Source organism: uncultured Megasphaera sp., from assembly GCF_958350005.1.
Classification (GTDB): Bacteria; Bacillota; Negativicutes; order Veillonellales; family Megasphaeraceae; genus Megasphaera.
The window spans coordinates 12,245-28,667 of sequence record NZ_CATWFF010000005.1 but is presented as its reverse complement, the minus strand read 5'-3'; the positions used below and the strand labels follow the sequence as shown (position 1 = coordinate 28,667).

Genomic DNA, 16,423 nt, shown 5'->3' with positions numbered 1-16,423 from the left:
CATATATTCTAATTCATATCATATTCTATACAACATGTCAAATAGTTTCCCGCTTAATGCGAAGCTGGCCGCAGGCTGCCTGTATCTGACTGCCCATTTCCCGGCGCAGCGTAATGGACAGGCCATGACGCCGGACGTAGGAGACGAAAGCATCCATATCCGCTTCCGCCGGCCGGTACAGGCCTACATCATAATTGTCATTAATGGGAATGGCGTTGACGAGAATATTCTTGCCCTTAAGGAGCTGTACGAGCTCTTTGGCACAGGACAGACTGCACGTAACATCTCGGATCAGAATATATTCGTACGTCACTTTCCGTCCCGTTTTCTGAAAATACACATCGGCTGCCCTGACAATATCGGCAACAGAATAGGTCTCAGCAATGGGCATAATCCGCCGCCGCAGGGCGTCTGACGGTGCATGCAGGGAAATGGCCAGGGTAATGGGAATCCCTTCGTCAGCCAGATCATAGATGCGCGGCACAATGCCTGCTGTAGACAAGGTCATATTGCGGTAACTTAAATAGAGTCCGTCTTTTTCGTGGAGCACGTGCAGAAACTGCAGTACATTGTCGTAATTCAACAAGGGCTCGCCAGTCCCCATGAGGACGATGGAATGCAGTTCATCAGTCACATACCGGCGGAAAGCCAGGAGCTGCAGCATTATTTCTCCTGCCGTCAGATTGCGGACAAAGCCGTTCTTGGCCGATGCACAGAAGGCGCAGTTGACGGCACAGCCTACCTGGGACGACAGACAGACAGAATTGCCGTAATCGTGCTTCATCAGCACCGTTTCTACGGTATTGCCGTCGTGAAGCTGCAGCAGCAGCTTCACAGTCTGTCCGTCCGGCGCTTCCAGGGACGATACGACAGTGGGAAAATAGATGGGAAGCAGTTCCTCCAGTCGGCTGCGGTCTCCTTTAGGCAGGAGTACCATGTCTTCCCAGGAAAAGACGGATTGCTTATATATGTAATGAAAGATCTGATCGGCGCGAAACCGCTTCATGCCGTGGTCAACGAGAAACTGCTGCAGCTGCGCCCTGGTCATGTCAAATACGGTCATGCCTTTATCCATCCCTTCTCATGCGTGCAATGAAAAAGCCGTCCATGCCGTCGCGCTGCGGCAGGATCTGCACAAAGGGACCTTCGTGATCCATGCCGCACAGAGGCGCTGCATTTTCAGCATGAAAGTCCTTGTGACTGTCCAGAAACTGCCGGACAACGTCGATATTTTCGGCATCCTGAATGGTACACGTACTGTATACCAGGACGCCGCCAGGCCGTACGCACTGGGAGGCACTGTCCAGAATACGCCGCTGCAGGGCCGGCAGGGTCCGCAGGTCGCTGGCTTTCTTTCGCCACCGCAGATCCAGTTTATGCCGCAGAATACCGAGGCCCGAGCAGGGTGCATCGACCAGTACCCGGTCGGCTCTGCCGGCATAGGGATGGCCAATGGTGCAGGCATTCTGCAGAATGGTCCGCACATTGGGCAGGCCCAGACGCTGGGCATTAAAGGAAATGAGCTTCAGCCGATGTTCGTAAATATCGCCGCCGTATACGGTACACGTCGGTCCGCCCAGTGCGGCCAGATGGGTCGTCTTGCCGCCTGGAGCCGCGCAGACATCGAAGATCATTTCATGCGCTTCCGGCGCCACGACATGGGCGACGAGCTGAGACGGCTCATCCTGAATAATGGCCAGGCCTTCCTTCAAAATCGACAAATCGCCAATATTGGGGATTTCCGGCAAATAAATGCCTTCCGGCGAATACCGGGCCTTTTCTGCCCGGATATGCTGGGCCTGAAGCCGCTGCAGCAGTTCATCCCGGCTGATACGGGCCGTATTCGTCCGCAGGCACAGGACAGGAATCGTATTAAAGTACTGGCACAGCGCAATCGTATCATCCCGCCCATAGGACTTGAGCCATACCGACACAAGCCATTCCGGCAGATGATAGGTCAGGGACAGATGGAGATGTTCGTTTTCTTCGGCAGAAGGAATGGCAAATTCCCGGCGCCGGCGAATACTGCTGCGCAGCATGGCATTGACAAACTTTGCCATGCCCCGGTTACCCAGCCGGGTCGCCAGCTTGACCGACTCGTTGCAGGCTGCCGATTCGGGCACTTTGGTCATGCCGAAAATCTGGTACAGCCCCAGCCGCACAATGGCCAGGCACAGGGCATCAAGCTGCGTCAGTTTGCGCGTACTGAGCTTGGCAATAATCCAGTCCAGATAGTTCAGCTGCCGCAGCGTTCCATATACTAATTCCGTAAAAAAGCGGCGGTCCCGGTCAGCCAGTTTATGTTTCTGAATGGCCTGAGAGACGACAATATTACTGTATGCTTCGTCCCGGCAAATTGCCAGAAGACTTTGCAAGGCTATTTCGCGTACATTCATGGTGTTCTCCTGTAATCATATCTATGAGACGGCGCAGTGCCGCCAGGTCTACGTCGGTATTCAAGCATGGCCCGTGAGGAAGAGAATTGAGAAGGCCAACGGCCGGCAGGGGAAACACGTCTTCCAGCCCGCTGATCAGGTCCCGCTCACAGGCAATGGCAATAATGGCCTGCGGGCGCTGCTCCCGGATAATCTGCCGTGCCAGCGTACCGCCAGATGCAACGGCAAAGGCCGTGTGCAGCGAATCGGTCATGGCTACGATGTCGCCAATGGGGCAATGGCCGCACTGACGGCAGTTATGAACGTTTCGCGTAATTTTATGAGGACACTGATCCCACTGCAGGCAGTGCGGCACCAGCACCAGCACGTGTTCCGGCGCTACGCGGAGCCTGCCGGAAAGAACCATGCGGTTCAGAAAGGAAATATAGGCCCGGCACACGGCGTCTTTCCGGTGCAGGCAGGCTGCCAGCTTTTTGGCAGCAGGAAAGGTCAGGCGCAGGTAGCCAAGAAGCGGGCGTACAGCCAGCGGAACGGGCCGGCAGAAAACGCTGGCCCACAGCAGCAGATACAGGACGATGACGGCAGCTGCACCGAAAGATGCTGCCGCAAAGGCCGGTACGGTAAGTACCGGCGCATACAGTGCAAGACCCGGTTCAATGAGCAGCCAGCCAGCCATCAGAGCTGCCGATACAGCCGCTGCGACGATGCCGTATATACACAGAAATACGGTCATACCTCCCCTTTGCTTTGCCATATTATTCACTCCTATAGCTGCACACCTTCGGGAATTGACAGGCCCTGCAGGAACTGAGCCGTCGCCATGCGCCTGCGGCTTTCCGGCTGCACTTCCCGGATACAGAGGGCCTGGCTCCCGGTCTGAACCGTAAAGGTTTTCTTCGTTACGCCAATAATCGTCCCCGGCAGAGCATCGGTTCCGGGAACTACATCAGCAGCCCAGATTTTCAGCCGTTTTCCATCCCACATCGTATAAGCTCCCGGATGGGGATCGAGGGTGCGGATAAGCCGTTCAATGACGGCCGCATCCTGTGTCCAGTCAATGGCTGCCAGTTCTTTGCCGATCTTGGCCGTATACGTGGCGTCTGCTTCATGCTGCGCCGTACGGTGTGCTTCACAGTCTGCCAGCGTATCGAGGACCGTACACAAGGTATCAGCTCCGAGAACCGATAATTTTTCAAACAGCGTTCCTGTCGTTTCCTTGGAATCCAGGGGGATTTCCGCTTTTTTCAGAATATCCCCTGTATCCATGCCTTCGTCGAGGAGCATAATCGTTACGCCGCTGACGGCGTCGCCGTTTTTAACGGCATACTGAATCGGTGCGGCACCGCGGTACTTTGGCAGCAGCGATCCATGCACATTCAGGCAGCCCCAGGCAGGAATATCCAGGATTGCCTTGGGCAGAATTTTCCCATAGGCAATGACGATAATGACATCGGGGCAGAGTGTGCGGATCTGATCGATGACGGCAGGATCCCGCAGGCTTTCAGGCTGAAACACAGGCAGGCCCAGTTCCAGGGCTTTTTCTTTAACCGGCGAATAGGATACCTTTTTCCCCCGCCCCCGCTGTTTGTCAGGCTGCGTATATACGGCTGCAATGTCATATCCCCGGTCATGAAGGGCCTGAAGGGACGGAACGGAAAAGTCCGGCGTTCCCATAAATAGAAGCTTCAAGTTTTTCATCAGTCTACTTTCTGCAGATTATCTGCTTTTTCAATAAACAAGGTTCCTACGAGATGATCCAGTTCATGCTGGAAAATACGGGCCAGGAATCCTTCGGCATTATAGATGACGGTCTTGCCGCGGCGGTTCAGGGCCCGCACTTTGATGGCATGATAGCGGCTGACGCTGCCGTAATACCCGGGAACGCTGAGGCAGCCTTCCGTCCCTTCTTCCATGTCATCGGAATGCTCGATGATTTCCGGATTAATCAGCTCGATCAGGCCGCTGCCGTCATCGAGGACGACCAGCTGGAGCGATTCGTTGATCTGCGGCGCTGCCAGTCCTACGCCTTCGGCGGCATACATGGTTTCTGCCATGTCGTCGAGAAGCTTTTTCGTATGCTTCGTAATATGTGCAACAGGTTTGGCCTTTCCTTTCAGGACCGGATCGCCTGCTTTGATAATTTTCAATACTGCCATGTCTTTCACCTCATACTAGATAAACCACTATTCAATATGTCATTTATTATAACTCATGTTTTGATTATACTACAGCCTTCCGGACATTTAAAAGGCCGGATCCACATCCATGATGACGCCCCTTTCCCAGAACAGGCTGTCATGGAATATATATTGCTTCACCTCTTCCAGACTGCATCCTTTCAGCAGGATAACCAGGCGGTATTTCCCCCGGATTCTGGCAATAATGTCTGCGTAAGGGCCGACAATTTCCACAGCTGAACCAGTCTGCTGCACCCACTGGCGCAGCCGCTGAGCCAGGTCATTGCCCTTCTGCCACAGAGCCTGTTCGTCTTCGCCGGTGACGAGGATTTTCAGCAGATAATGAAAGGGCGGATACAGAAAGGCCTGGCGGAATTGAATTTCCTGATCGTAAAAGGCCCGGTAATCCTGGCGCTGTGCACATTGAATGACATAATGGTCCGGCGCATAGGTCTGCATGACGACCTGCCCTGGCGTATCACCCCGTCCGGCCCGGCCGGCAGCCTGGGTCAGGAGCTGAAACGTCCGTTCTCCCGCCCAGTAGGCAGGCAGATTGAGCAGACTGTCTGCCGACAGAATGGCTACGGCACTGACAGCGGGAAAATCGTGGCCCTTGGCCACCATCTGTGTCCCCAGAAGGATATCGTAGTCATGGCGCCGAAAGCTTTCAATAATCCGGTCGCCGCTGTTTTTGCGGCTCGTCGTATCCTGGTCCAGGCGGATGATGCGGCTGTTCGGAAAGAGCTCACGAAGTTGTTCTTCCGCTTTTTCCGTTCCTGTTCCGAAAAACTTGATATACTTGCTGCCGCACGACGGGCACACTGTCGGAATTTCCTCTTCGGCGCCGCAGTAGTGGCAGCGAAGGCAGCTGCCCTGTTTATGATAGACCATGGGGACGTCGCATTTGTGGCACTTGACGACATACCCGCACTTACGGCACATGACAAAGGTGGAAAAGCCGCGGCGGTTCAGCAGGACAATGGCCTGATTTCCTTCCTGCATCGCCTGGCTGATCAGCGCGACCATGGCGTCAGAAGCGACGCGGTAGTTGCCCCGCGCCAGTTCCTCCCGCATGTCGACAACCTGTACGTCCGGCAGAGGTCGGTTGCCGACGCGGCGGGTCATTTCCAGCAGCACATACTCGCCATGGATGGCCCGGTAGTAATCGCTGACAGACGGAGTGGCACTGCCCAGAATGACGGGACAGCCATAATAGGCTGCCCGCCGCCGGGCCACATCGACAGCCCGGTACCGCGGCGCTTCATCCTGTTTATACGAGCTGTCATGGGCTTCATCGACGATGATCAGCCCCAGTGACTGCGCTGCCGTAAAGACAGCCGACCGGGCGCCAATGCAGATACTGCTTTCGCCGTACAGCATGCGCAGGCCGTTGTTGCGGCGTTCTCCCTTGGACAGCTGACTGTGCATGACCACGACCTGGTCACCGAAGCGGCGGATAAACTGGCGGACAATCTGTCCGGTCAGGGCAATTTCCGGAACCAGGACGATAACCTGCTTTCCCTGTGCCAGGACCTGCGCCGTCAGCTGCATGTACACTTCGGTCTTCCCGCTGCCCGTAATGCCGTGCAGGACATAAGTGCGCCCTTTTGTATCGGCCTGGATCTGCTGAATCACATGCTCCTGCTCCTCGGTCAGCGTCACTGCCTGACCGCTTTCCAGCGACGGCAGGAGCTGGCTCGTCCGGGCCAGGCGCTCCTCCATGGCGGCCAGGCCTGTTGCACAGAGGCGACTCATGAGGTCCCGGCTGAATCCCTGAGCAACAAAGGCCGCTTCCGGCGCACTGCCTTTTTCCTTCAGGGCCTGCAGCAGCGCCGCCTGACGAGGCCGCCGGGCCAGCAGTTTCGCATCGTCATCATGGCGAAAGACCAGCCACCGTTCCCGCTTGTCGGCAACGGCATTTTTCATCCGCTGTTCCCAGTGAATGTATCCATGGGCTGCCAGCTGCTCTACAAGAGACTGGCCGAATTTCTGCACCAACCGGCTGCGCTCCATGCTGCCCAGACGGCGGACACAGTCCACTGCTGCCGCCTCTTCTGACCCTGCCGGCGCCGCCTGCTCTCCCGGCACGGCCCAGTACTGCCTTTTCAGTCCCTGCTTTTCCACCATAAACAGCCGCAGCGCATCGGCCATGGTGCACAGATAGTACTCGCTGATCCAGCGGGCTGTTTCAATCATTTCTTCCTGAAAGCCTGCATGACATGTCAGCACGGCTGAAACAGGCCGGACGTCAAATCCCAGCTGGCTGCCGTCGCCTGGCGACAGGGCCACGACAATGCCTTCAGCCGTGCGCGGGCCAAAGGGCACGGCAACGCGGCTGCCGATGCGGACATCCAGATGATCCGGTACGATATAGGAAAAACACTGATGTAAACTCTTAGCTGTCGTATTAATAATAACGTCTGCAATCATATGCCCTTCACCTGTACTGCAACGAAAAGAGGGGCCTGACGAAGCAAGCCCCTCCTGTTATAGCGTATGTAATTTCACCGTTTCCGGACTAGATTCCTGCTTCTTTGCGGAGAACGTCGGCTTTATCGACCTGTTCCCACGGCAGATTCAGGTCATTCCGTCCAAAGTGGCCATATGCAGCAGTCTGCTTGTAAATCGGGCGCTGCAGATCGAGCATGTCAATAATGCCGGCCGGACGAAGATCGAAATGTTTGCGAATCAAATCGACAATGACGCTGTTTTCTACTTTTCCAGTGCCAAAGGTTTCAACGTGAATGGATACAGGATGTGCTACACCAATGGCATAGGCCAGCTGGATTTCGCATTTGTCAGCAAGGCCGGCAGCTACGATGTTTTTAGCCACATACCGTGCGGCATAGGCAGCAGACCGGTCTACCTTTGTGGGGTCCTTGCCGGAGAATGCGCCGCCGCCGTGACGGGCCATGCCGCCGTAGGTGTCGACAATGATCTTGCGGCCTGTCAGGCCGGAGTCGCCCTGCGGACCGCCAATGACAAACCGTCCGGTCGGATTGATAAACAGTTTCGTATTTTCGTCAAACAGGCCTTCCGGCAGTTCCGGCTTGATAACGTAGGTCAGCAGGTCCTTTTCGATCTGTTCCCGCGTAATTTCCGGGCTGTGCTGTGCGGAAATGACAATCGTATCAATGCGGACAGGCTTGCCGTCTTCATATTCTACAGTAACCTGGGTCTTGCCGTCAGGACGGAGGTAGGACAAGGTTCCGTCTTTGCGGACTTTTGCCAGGCGGCGGGCCAGGCGGTGAGCCAGGGAAATGGGCAGGGGCATGTAGTCATCTGTTTCGTTCGTAGCATAGCCGAACATCATGCCCTGATCGCCGGCGCCAATCGTATCGAACGCATCGGTTTCGCCTGATTTCCGTTCCTGTGCTTCATCGACGCCCATGGCAATATCCGGAGACTGTTCATCCAGGGATACGAGGATGCCGCATGTATCGCAGTCGAAGCCGTACTTGGCACGGGTATAGCCGATTTCGCGAATCGTTTCGCGGACGAGATGCGGAATATCTACGTAGCACGTCGTCGAAATTTCGCCGACTACGTGTACCATGCCAGTTGTAACCAGGGTTTCGCAGGCAACGCGGGCATTTTTATCTTTGGCCAGAATAGCATCCAAAATGCCGTCAGAAATCTGATCGGCCATTTTATCAGGATGGCCTTCTGTTACCGATTCTGATGTAAAGAATTCACGATTTTTAACCATGTATATCCTCCTCAAAAAAAATCCCCTCTTGCAAAAAGAGGGGTACACATTCACCCATCTTCCAGCCTGACGCTGTTGGAATTAGCACCTTTCATCAATGAAGGTTGCTGCGGCATCACAGGGCCAATCCCTCCGCCGTCTCTTGATGGAACTGTATTTGATTTACTTGCTTATTATATAGTATCTTTCACGAAATTGCAATACTTTTTCATTCAAAAAGAAGCAGCTCATTTCCTCCTGGCCAGAAGACCGGCTGCCCGTTCAATAATCAGGCCGGCCAGTTCGTCTTTGCCCATTTTCTCCAGTTTTTCCATCGATCCGTCTGGATACAGAAAGGTGGCAATATTCGTCGATCCCTGGAACCCGGCGCCTTCGGCACTGACGTCGTTGGCAACGAGCATGTCCAGATTCTTTTTCTTCAGCTTTGCCGCCCCGTATTCCAGGACATGCGTCGTTTCCGCAGCAAAGCCGATGAGAATCTGATGCTTCTTGCGCTGGCCCAGGCCATACAGAATATCGGGATTCTTTGTCATATCAATGGCCAGGGTTTCATCAGACTTCTTGATCTTATTTTCTGCCGGATGGACGGCGCGGTAGTCGGCTACAGCCGCCGCCTTGATGACCAGATCGCAGCTGTCATAGTACGAATCAACAGCTTCTTTCATGTTCTTCGTACTTTCCACATCAATGCGGTGAACGTCGCCTTTCGGCGTCTTCAGATGATCTGTCGTACCGGCAACGAGGATAACCTCAGCACCGGCCATAGCAGCAGCCTTGGCTACGGCAAAGCCCATGCGGCCGCTGGAGCGGTTGCCGATAAAGCGCACAGGATCGAGCGGTTCCCGCGTACCGCCGGCGGTGACGATGACCCGCTTCCCTTTCAGCACGTCACTCCGGCAGGCAGCCAGTTCGATGTAGTCGACAATATCTTCCGGCTCCGGCAGACGGCCAATGCCATTGATTCCGCAGGCCAGGTGGCCTTTATCCGGCTCGATGAGTTCATAGCCGTAGGCTGTCAGCTTCTTCATATTATCCTGCACAATGGGATTCAGATACATATTGCTGTTCATGGCCGGCGCCAGAAGGACCGGCGCTTTCGTGGCCATAACGGCTGTCGTCAGCATGTCATCAGCAATGCCGCCGGCAATCTTCCCCAGTACGTTGGCCGTAGCCGGCGCAATGACGAATACATCGGCCCAGTTGGCCAGGGCAATATGTTCGACCTGAAATTCCGGAATATCGCCAAACATGGAAACAGCTACGGGATTTCCGGAAATTTCCCGCAATGTCAGAGGCGTAATAAACTGCGTGGCATGTTCCGTCATGATGCACTTTACGCTGGCACCGCGCTTGCGGAGCATACTGGCTACAGACGCGGCCTTAAACGCGGCAATCCCGCCGCTGACTGCCAGAACGACATTCTTCTTTTCTAATAGCATCGTCAGCCTCCGTATTATTTGATTCCGTCCTTCGGCGCTTCATAGGTAATTTTTCCCTGGTCAATTTCTTCCATGGCAATGGAAACGACCCGCGTCGTCTTGACTTCAACCAGCGGCGCATCGCCGTCAACCAGTTCGCGTGCCCGTTTGGCGGCCAGCGTAACTAACGTATACTTGCTGTCTACTCGTTTCATCAATGATTCTAACGTCGGTTTAATTAACATACCCTGTTCTCCTCCTGATCTGCAATTCTTCCCTGCAAGATGCAGCTACTACTGATACATACTCTTAATATTGGCAATACACTGCGTATTGCGTGCTGCCCGGCACTGTTCTGCTTCCAATATGGATGCTGCCGCATGGACGGCTTTGTCCAGGTCATCGTTGACGATGACGTAATCGTACTGGGCAATCCAGTCCAGTTCCGCCCTGGCTTTGGCCAGCCGTCCGGCAATGACGTCATCCGTATCGGTATGGCGGCCGCGCAGCCGTTTTTCCAGCACCTCTTTGCTCGGCGGCACAATGTAGATAAACACGCCTTGCGGGTATTTTTCCTTAACCTGCATGGCTCCCTGAATGTCAATTTCCAGCATGACATGCTTGCCTTCGCCAAGAAGACGGTATACATAGTCTTTCGGCGTGCCATAGTAATGGTCATACACTTTGGCATGTTCCAGAAAGGCGTCCTGTTCCAGCAGCGATTCAAACTTGTCCTTACTGGCAAAATAGTAATTGACGCCGTCTACTTCTCCCTGGCGGGGCTTCCGCGTCGTCATGGAAATGGAATAGTGAATATTGGGAAATTGTTTCCGCAGTGCATCGCATATCGTGCCCTTTCCTGCACCGGAAGGGCCTGAAACGACGATGAGCAGTCCTGAATCGGCCATAGTTTGCTTTACTCCTTTGCTTCCAATTCTTCCATCGTATCTTCCGTATCACCGGCCTGCACAATGCGGTGAGCAATCGTTTCTGCCTGCAGTGCCGATAAAATGATCTGCCCGTTGTCCATGACCAGAACAGACCGGGTCTTGCGGCCAAAGGTCGCATCGATGAGGGTATTGCGTTCCCGTGCTTCCTGAATCATGCGCTTAATGGGCGCAGACTCGGGACTGATAATGGCCACTACTTTCTGACCCATGGCCATGTTGCCAAAGCCAATATTCAACAACGTAAAATTCACAGGCATCACCATCATTCAATATTCTGAATCTGTTCGCGGATTTTTTCGAGTTCATTCTTCAGCTGCAGCACGCAGTCGGTTACATCCATATCGCCGGCTTTGGAGCCAATCGTATTGACTTCGCGGTTCATTTCCTGAATGAGAAAATCCAGTTTGCGTCCTACTTCTCCAGATTGTTCCAAAAATCTACTTAATTGTAACACATGGCTGCGAAAACGTACAACTTCTTCTGTAAAATCCACTTTATCGGCATAAATGGCCGTTTCCTGCAGAAGCCGTTCTGTATCGGGAATTTGCTGTGCCGGCTGCAGCAGGGCCAGTATTTTCTTTTCCAGGCGCTGCCGGTACTGTGCCGTAATTTCTTCCTTCCGCGAAGCAATGGTATCGATAAGCTTCGTCATCGCAGCCGTACGGGCCTGCAGGTCGCGGCAAATCGTCTCGCCTTCCCGGCTGCGCATGGCTGTCAGCCCTTCCAGGGACGCTGCCAGGGCCTGCTGAAATACGGGCCACGCCGTATCGGCATCAATCTGAGGTGGTTCCTGAACGAACCAGTCCTTGGTCAGCTCCATAATCGTGGCCAGCGTTGCCTTTTCCCCGTCAAACAGCCGCTTTCCGGCTTCATTCAATGCCTGCCGGCACGCTTCCAGAGACGCATAGTCAATCCGCACCTGCGGAGCCTGCGGCGCCAGATCCTGTACGGTTACAAACACGTCTACCTTGCCGCGGCGCACAGTCTGCTTAATAGTCTGCCGCAGCCGATCTTCCAGAGCCAGATAGGCATGGGGCATACGTATGTTCAATTCCAGAAAACGCTGATTTACGGCCCGCATCTCCACGGAGACACTGAGGCGTTCATCCTGATACCGGCCAGCGCCGAATCCAGTCATACTGCGCAATGGAACACCCTCCTTTATCGCTTCTTCTAACGTATTAGTATAGCGTAAATTGTCGGGTTGGTCTACTTGATTTTGGCAAAAAAACGGATTCTATGATATGATTAAGATACTTTTTCAAGAAAGCGCAGGAGACAGACTATGAACCTTGATGGAATTACCTTACATAGCATTACGAATGAATTAAAAGAAATCTTAAAGGGCGGGCAGATTTCCAAGATTTACCAGCTCGATATTCGCTCCCTTTATTTCCGCATTTTCAACGATACAGGCATTCATCACCTGATTATTACCCTGGATGACTCGCCGCGCCTGTATATTGCCAGGACCATGCCGCCGACTACAGATGTGCCTACAGGGCTGTGCATGTTTCTGCGGAAATATTTTGAAAACGGGCGCATTGCCTCGATTGAGCAGCTTCATCTGGACCGGCTCGTGGAAATTTCCGTCGACGTCCTGGATATATCAGGGCGGCTGGCAACCCGGAAAATTCACGTCGAACTCATGGGAAAATACAGCAACGTCATTTTCACGGAAAACGGCATTATCATCGAAGCCCTCATAAAAACACGCAAAGACAAACAGGCCCTGCGCACCATTGCTCCGAAAGAACCGTACGACTTTCCGCCTAATTTCCAGCGTATGGACCCTTTCGATTTTTCTGCTGCCGAATTAACGGACATGATGCTGCCCGGAACGGAAGAACCCCTGGACAAGTGGATGCTGAAGCGCTTCAACGGCATGAGCACAGTCGTGCTCAACGAGCTGGCCTGGCGCACGGGCCTGGATATCAAAAAACCAGTCGGCCAGCTGTCTCCGGCCGATCAGTTCACCTGGTGCCGGGCCGTTGAGGCCCTGGGAAAACAGCTGCAGCACCTGTCAGGCGCCTATATTTACACCGTAAAGGGCAAGGAAATCATCTTCCCCCTGGAACTGCAGAGCCTCGACGCCTATCCCCGCCGCCACACGGCCTGCATTGAAGACTATCTCGATGCCTTTCAGTCCACGCACCGCAGCCTCAACGGCGAGCAGGAACAGATGCAGAAAAAAGTGGCCAAATTGATCGAAAAGCAGAAGCGGAAAATCAAGCGTGTCCAGGCGGAACTCAAAGAAACAGCCAAAATGGACACCTATAAGCTATACGGCGATTTGCTCATGATTTATGCCTATGAAAAACATGATCACGAAAAATCCCTGACTGTAGCCAACTTGCTGTCAGAACAGCAGGAACCGATTACCATTCCCCTGGACCCGGCCTATTCCATGACGGACAATGCCAACCGCTACTACAAACGGTACACCAAACTGCGAAACCGCAAGCAGAAATCGGCAGAACTGCAGGAAGAAAACCAGTCCCACCTGAACTACCTCCTGTCCCTGGAATATGCCCTGGAAAACACAGCCAGCAAAGATGAAATTGCCGATATTAAAGCAGAAATGAAGCAGATGCGCCTCCTGCCGGCCAGCGGCAGAGACAAGCTGAAAAAAGATTCGGCCCAGCACATCCTGACTGTCGACGATGACGGCATTCCTGTCTGGGTTGGCCGCAACAACCGGCAAAATGACTATTTGACTACCAAAAAAGCGCATCCCTACGATTTGTGGTTTCACATCAAGAATCAGCCAGGGTCCCATGTCATTCTGGCCTGTCACAACCAGAAGCCGACAGAAGCACAGATACTCAAAGCTGCCCAGCTGGCCGCCTATTACAGCAAAAGCCGGAACAGTTCCAAAGCCGAAGTAGACTGCACCCTCGTCCGCCGGGTAAAAAAGCCGGCCCATGCCGCACCGGGATTCGTCATCTTCGAAGGGCAGACGACGTATATGGTAGAGCCGAAAAACTGGTGTCAGAAAGAACATGCTGCTACTGACGCCGGCGCAGACGGGAAATAAGCTGCCTCAGAGCCTGAATGCGCCGCTCCGGAAACTCGGCCGTTCCCTCCTGCAGCTGCAGTCCCCGTTCAGCTGCGTCATATTCGCCTTTTACAATAAGCCAGCGCGTCTGCCACAGCGTACGAAAGGCCGGCGAAAAGTCTACAACGCCATGATAGCGGTCCCAGGTCCGGTAAAAGGCATCTTCCCGGCGAACATACAGGTACAGCGACAGCAGGGCGCCATACATATAGGAAAAGCCCGATACGCCGGCCTTTCTCCGGCGGCGCTGCCAGTCAATTTCACAGGCAAACCGGTAGTATCGTTCAGCCAGCTGCAGCGTCTTCCTTACCTGTCCGGTCAGGGCCAGGCGAGCGCCGCAGTCATACACCTGTCCCAACAGGAAATAGACATCGCCGCTGTACAGAAAACGGCGCCGGTCCGGAACGGCCTGGCCTTCAGCAAGGGTTACAGGCAGGTTTTCCAGAGCCTGCACCTGTTCCATGCACTGCCGCATTCGCTGCCAGCGGCGGCGGCTGGCAGCATCGCCAAACACGGCAGACTTAGGGTGAAAGAGGAGACTTGCTTCACTGGCAAGGGCTGAAGACGCGGCATAGGTAGCCAGACCACAGCGGCACAGGCCGCAGCAGGCCTGCATATATTCCTTTTCCTGTCCCTGCCGCCCGTGCCGGTCCCAGAGCGCTACCGCTTCATCATACCACCCATACAGCTGTTCCCAGGTCAGATCGCGGGGACGAGTGCTGCCGCCCATTCGCGCATGCTGAATCCGGGCATATAACAGAATATCTTCCGGGCGCCGTTCGTGCTGCAGTACCTTTTCCCAGCACTGAAGCGCCCGTTTTTCATAGTCTCCTTTGGTGAGGCTTTTTGCAGCAGACCGCCGTTTCTGCCGTTTCTTGTGATTAAAAAAGGACAGATATCCTTCATAATAGGCATACCCCTGCTGCCGCAGCCTGTCTATAGTCATGCTCTCTGTCATGCCGTTCCCTCCTGTCGCACTGGTTACACCGCATCGTTTTCTGCATTCAGTATGACAGGCAGAGATTAAAATTTGCTGAAACAGACATGGGAAGAACATTAAATTTCCCCTCCGCCAGTCCTGCCGAGAAAACGCACGGCAGAGTGCGGCAGATTTCCAGGGAAATACACAACATCCCCCTCGTATCAGACGGGTAAAGCGCTGATACCAGGGGGATGTAACATATATCAGGACATCCAGGGCAGGGACTGGACCGACGGCAGTCCATACGCCGGAGCTGCCGTCAGCACGGCCCGCCGGACAGCCTGTTCCAGCACATACGCCGCAATCGTGCCGGCTGTACTGACATCTGCAGGGACGGTGCCAGTACTGACAGCATATACCGTATCGCCATCGGCCGTCGTATTGACCGGGCAAATGGTGCGGACCATGCCGTTGCCGGCCATGGCGGCAATCTTTTTCAGACGCGTCTTATCAAAGGCGCCGTTGGTGACAACAGCGGCAATAGTCGTATTCGTCGTCCCGCCGCCCAGAGGACCGGAAAACAGCGTTTCCTGCTGGCTCCCTTCCAGCATGACGCGGCGCGTATGGGCAAATCCCTGCCCATCGGGACGCAGCATGCCGGCCAGAATCTGGTTCTTCTCATCCAGGACGTCGCCGACAGCATTGACGGCAACGACGGCGCCGACCTGAAGCGCCCCTGCCTGGACGGCATACATGCCAAGGCCGGACTTCATCATGTAAGCATCGCCGCACAGCTTGCCTACCGTCGCGCCTGTACCGGCGCCATAGTTTCCTTCCTGCACGTCATTGCAGGCTGCAGCCTTACAGGCAGCATATCCCATGGCCCGGTCAGGATGCACATTGGCACCGCAGGCCAGGTCGAAAATACAGGAAGCCACGACCAGGGGCACGCGGCAGACAGGCGTGGGAAAGCCGATATTCCGTTCCGACAGGTACTGCATGACACCGCCGGCCGCATCCAGTCCAAAGGCACTGCCGCCGCTGAGGAGAATGGCATGAATGACCTCCGCCGCGGCTGTCGGCTGAAGCAGCTCCGACTCCCTGCTGGCCGGACCGCCGCCGCGGACATCGCTGCCGCAGGGAGCGCCGTCGGGAAACAGTAGGACCGTACACCCTGTTCCTCCGACTGTATCCTGGGCATTGCCCATATGAACGCCTTCTATATCTGTCATCTTCATGGTTTTCATTTTTTCTGAAAGTCCTTCCACAGCATGCTTGGCTGAATTCCCGTATTGTTCTGGTATTTGCCGTGCTGATACGTATCGTATTCCCCATCAATATCATGATAATAGATCTGGCAGATTTCCACATCCCGGTAAATGCGGATGGGCTGGACACAGAAAATTTCCAGCGTCCAGTATCCGGCAAAGCCTACGTCGCCGAACCCGGCCGTAACGTGAATAAACACGCCCAGACGGCCAACGGACGACCGCCCTTCCAGCATGGGAATGTAGCCGTCTGTCTTCGTATACTCATTGGTCCGCCCCAGATACAGGCGGTTTGGCTGCAGGACAAATCCTTCTTCCGGGATTTCAATGACCGATGCCGTGTTCGGTTTGGCCATGTCCAGTTCATGATGGTCATAGACCATGAGCTGATGGTATAAAGACAGATTATAACTGTTAGGATTGACCCGTTCCGGATGAAATGGTTCAATTACAATTTCCCGGCCCAGATGCTTTACGATTTCCTTGCCAGACAAGATCATAGATTCCGTCACCTTTCATAGTATA

The 16,423-nt window shown here is 54.4% G+C and carries 16 protein-coding genes and 1 riboswitch; of the genes, 1 reads left to right on the top strand and 15 read right to left on the bottom strand.

Annotated features, from left to right (window positions below):
- Positions 1 to 37 precede the first annotated feature (37 nt).
- From rlmN to Q3886_RS00760, 12 genes are all read right to left on the bottom strand, one after another.
- Positions 38 to 1,063, bottom strand: coding sequence for a 23S rRNA (adenine(2503)-C(2))-methyltransferase RlmN (gene rlmN, locus Q3886_RS00815; RefSeq protein WP_301859220.1), 1,026 nt, complete (start codon positions 1,061 to 1,063; stop codon positions 38 to 40).
- 4 nt (positions 1,064 to 1,067) lie between these two features.
- The gene (rsmB, locus tag Q3886_RS00810; RefSeq protein ID WP_301859219.1) at positions 1,068 to 2,396 is read right to left on the bottom strand and encodes a 16S rRNA (cytosine(967)-C(5))-methyltransferase RsmB; all 1,329 of its coding nucleotides are present in this window, start codon (positions 2,394 to 2,396) and stop codon (positions 1,068 to 1,070) included.
- Complete coding sequence (locus tag Q3886_RS00805) at positions 2,332 to 3,150, bottom strand: DUF116 domain-containing protein (RefSeq protein ID WP_301859218.1); 819 nt, start codon at positions 3,148 to 3,150, stop codon at positions 2,332 to 2,334. The genes rsmB and Q3886_RS00805 overlap by 65 nt, the downstream gene beginning before the upstream one ends.
- A gap of 11 nt (positions 3,151 to 3,161) precedes the next feature.
- Entirely contained in the window at positions 3,162 to 4,094 is a 933-nt protein-coding gene (gene fmt / locus Q3886_RS00800) for a methionyl-tRNA formyltransferase (RefSeq protein WP_301859217.1), read from the bottom strand.
- Positions 4,094 to 4,552: a peptide deformylase gene (gene def, locus Q3886_RS00795; RefSeq protein ID WP_301859216.1), complete on the bottom strand. Its 459-nt coding sequence runs from the start codon at positions 4,550 to 4,552 to the stop codon at positions 4,094 to 4,096. The genes fmt and def overlap by 1 nt, the downstream gene beginning before the upstream one ends.
- 87 nt (positions 4,553 to 4,639) lie before the next feature.
- Positions 4,640 to 7,003, bottom strand: coding sequence for a primosomal protein N' (gene priA, locus Q3886_RS00790; RefSeq protein WP_301859215.1), 2,364 nt, complete (start codon positions 7,001 to 7,003; stop codon positions 4,640 to 4,642).
- A gap of 88 nt (positions 7,004 to 7,091) precedes the next feature.
- Positions 7,092 to 8,282 (bottom strand): methionine adenosyltransferase, encoded by a 1,191-nt coding sequence (gene metK, locus Q3886_RS00785; RefSeq protein ID WP_301859214.1) that lies wholly within the window; start codon positions 8,280 to 8,282, stop codon positions 7,092 to 7,094.
- 51 nt (positions 8,283 to 8,333) lie between these two features.
- Positions 8,334 to 8,434, bottom strand: a riboswitch (SAM riboswitch).
- A gap of 75 nt (positions 8,435 to 8,509) precedes the next feature.
- Positions 8,510 to 9,721 carry a bifunctional phosphopantothenoylcysteine decarboxylase/phosphopantothenate--cysteine ligase CoaBC gene (gene coaBC / locus Q3886_RS00780; protein WP_301859213.1) on the bottom strand — a complete coding sequence of 404 codons (1,212 nt, stop codon included), beginning with the start codon at positions 9,719 to 9,721 and terminating at the stop codon, positions 8,510 to 8,512.
- A gap of 14 nt (positions 9,722 to 9,735) precedes the next feature.
- Positions 9,736 to 9,945, bottom strand: coding sequence for a DNA-directed RNA polymerase subunit omega (gene rpoZ, locus Q3886_RS00775; RefSeq protein WP_301859212.1), 210 nt, complete (start codon positions 9,943 to 9,945; stop codon positions 9,736 to 9,738).
- Between the two features lie 48 nt (positions 9,946 to 9,993).
- Positions 9,994 to 10,608, bottom strand: a complete 615-nt coding sequence (gene gmk, locus Q3886_RS00770; RefSeq protein ID WP_301859211.1) for a guanylate kinase — start codon at positions 10,606 to 10,608, stop codon at positions 9,994 to 9,996.
- Between the two features lie 8 nt (positions 10,609 to 10,616).
- Positions 10,617 to 10,901: an extracellular matrix/biofilm regulator RemA gene (gene remA / locus Q3886_RS00765; protein WP_301859210.1), complete on the bottom strand. Its 285-nt coding sequence runs from the start codon at positions 10,899 to 10,901 to the stop codon at positions 10,617 to 10,619.
- Between the two features lie 11 nt (positions 10,902 to 10,912).
- Positions 10,913 to 11,788, bottom strand: a complete 876-nt coding sequence (locus tag Q3886_RS00760) for a YicC/YloC family endoribonuclease (RefSeq protein WP_301859223.1) — start codon at positions 11,786 to 11,788, stop codon at positions 10,913 to 10,915.
- Between the two features lie 147 nt (positions 11,789 to 11,935).
- On the opposite strand from Q3886_RS00760, the gene Q3886_RS00755 reads away from it, so the two are divergent.
- Positions 11,936 to 13,687, top strand: a complete 1,752-nt coding sequence (locus tag Q3886_RS00755) for an NFACT family protein (RefSeq protein ID WP_301859209.1) — start codon at positions 11,936 to 11,938, stop codon at positions 13,685 to 13,687.
- Here Q3886_RS00755 and Q3886_RS00750 read toward each other — a convergent pair.
- The 3 genes from Q3886_RS00750 to dcd form a co-directional block, all read right to left on the bottom strand.
- Positions 13,659 to 14,666 (bottom strand): hypothetical protein, encoded by a 1,008-nt coding sequence (locus Q3886_RS00750; RefSeq protein ID WP_301859207.1) that lies wholly within the window; start codon positions 14,664 to 14,666, stop codon positions 13,659 to 13,661. The two genes, Q3886_RS00755 and Q3886_RS00750, sit on opposite strands and share 29 nt — an antisense overlap.
- Before the next feature lie 227 nt (positions 14,667 to 14,893).
- On the bottom strand, positions 14,894 to 15,877 hold the full coding sequence (locus Q3886_RS00745; RefSeq protein ID WP_301859206.1) for a P1 family peptidase: 984 nt from the start codon (positions 15,875 to 15,877) through the stop codon (positions 14,894 to 14,896).
- Positions 15,874 to 16,398: a dCTP deaminase gene (dcd, locus tag Q3886_RS00740; RefSeq protein ID WP_301859205.1), complete on the bottom strand. Its 525-nt coding sequence runs from the start codon at positions 16,396 to 16,398 to the stop codon at positions 15,874 to 15,876. Before dcd ends, Q3886_RS00745 begins: the two co-directional genes overlap by 4 nt.
- Positions 16,399 to 16,423 lie beyond the last annotated feature (25 nt).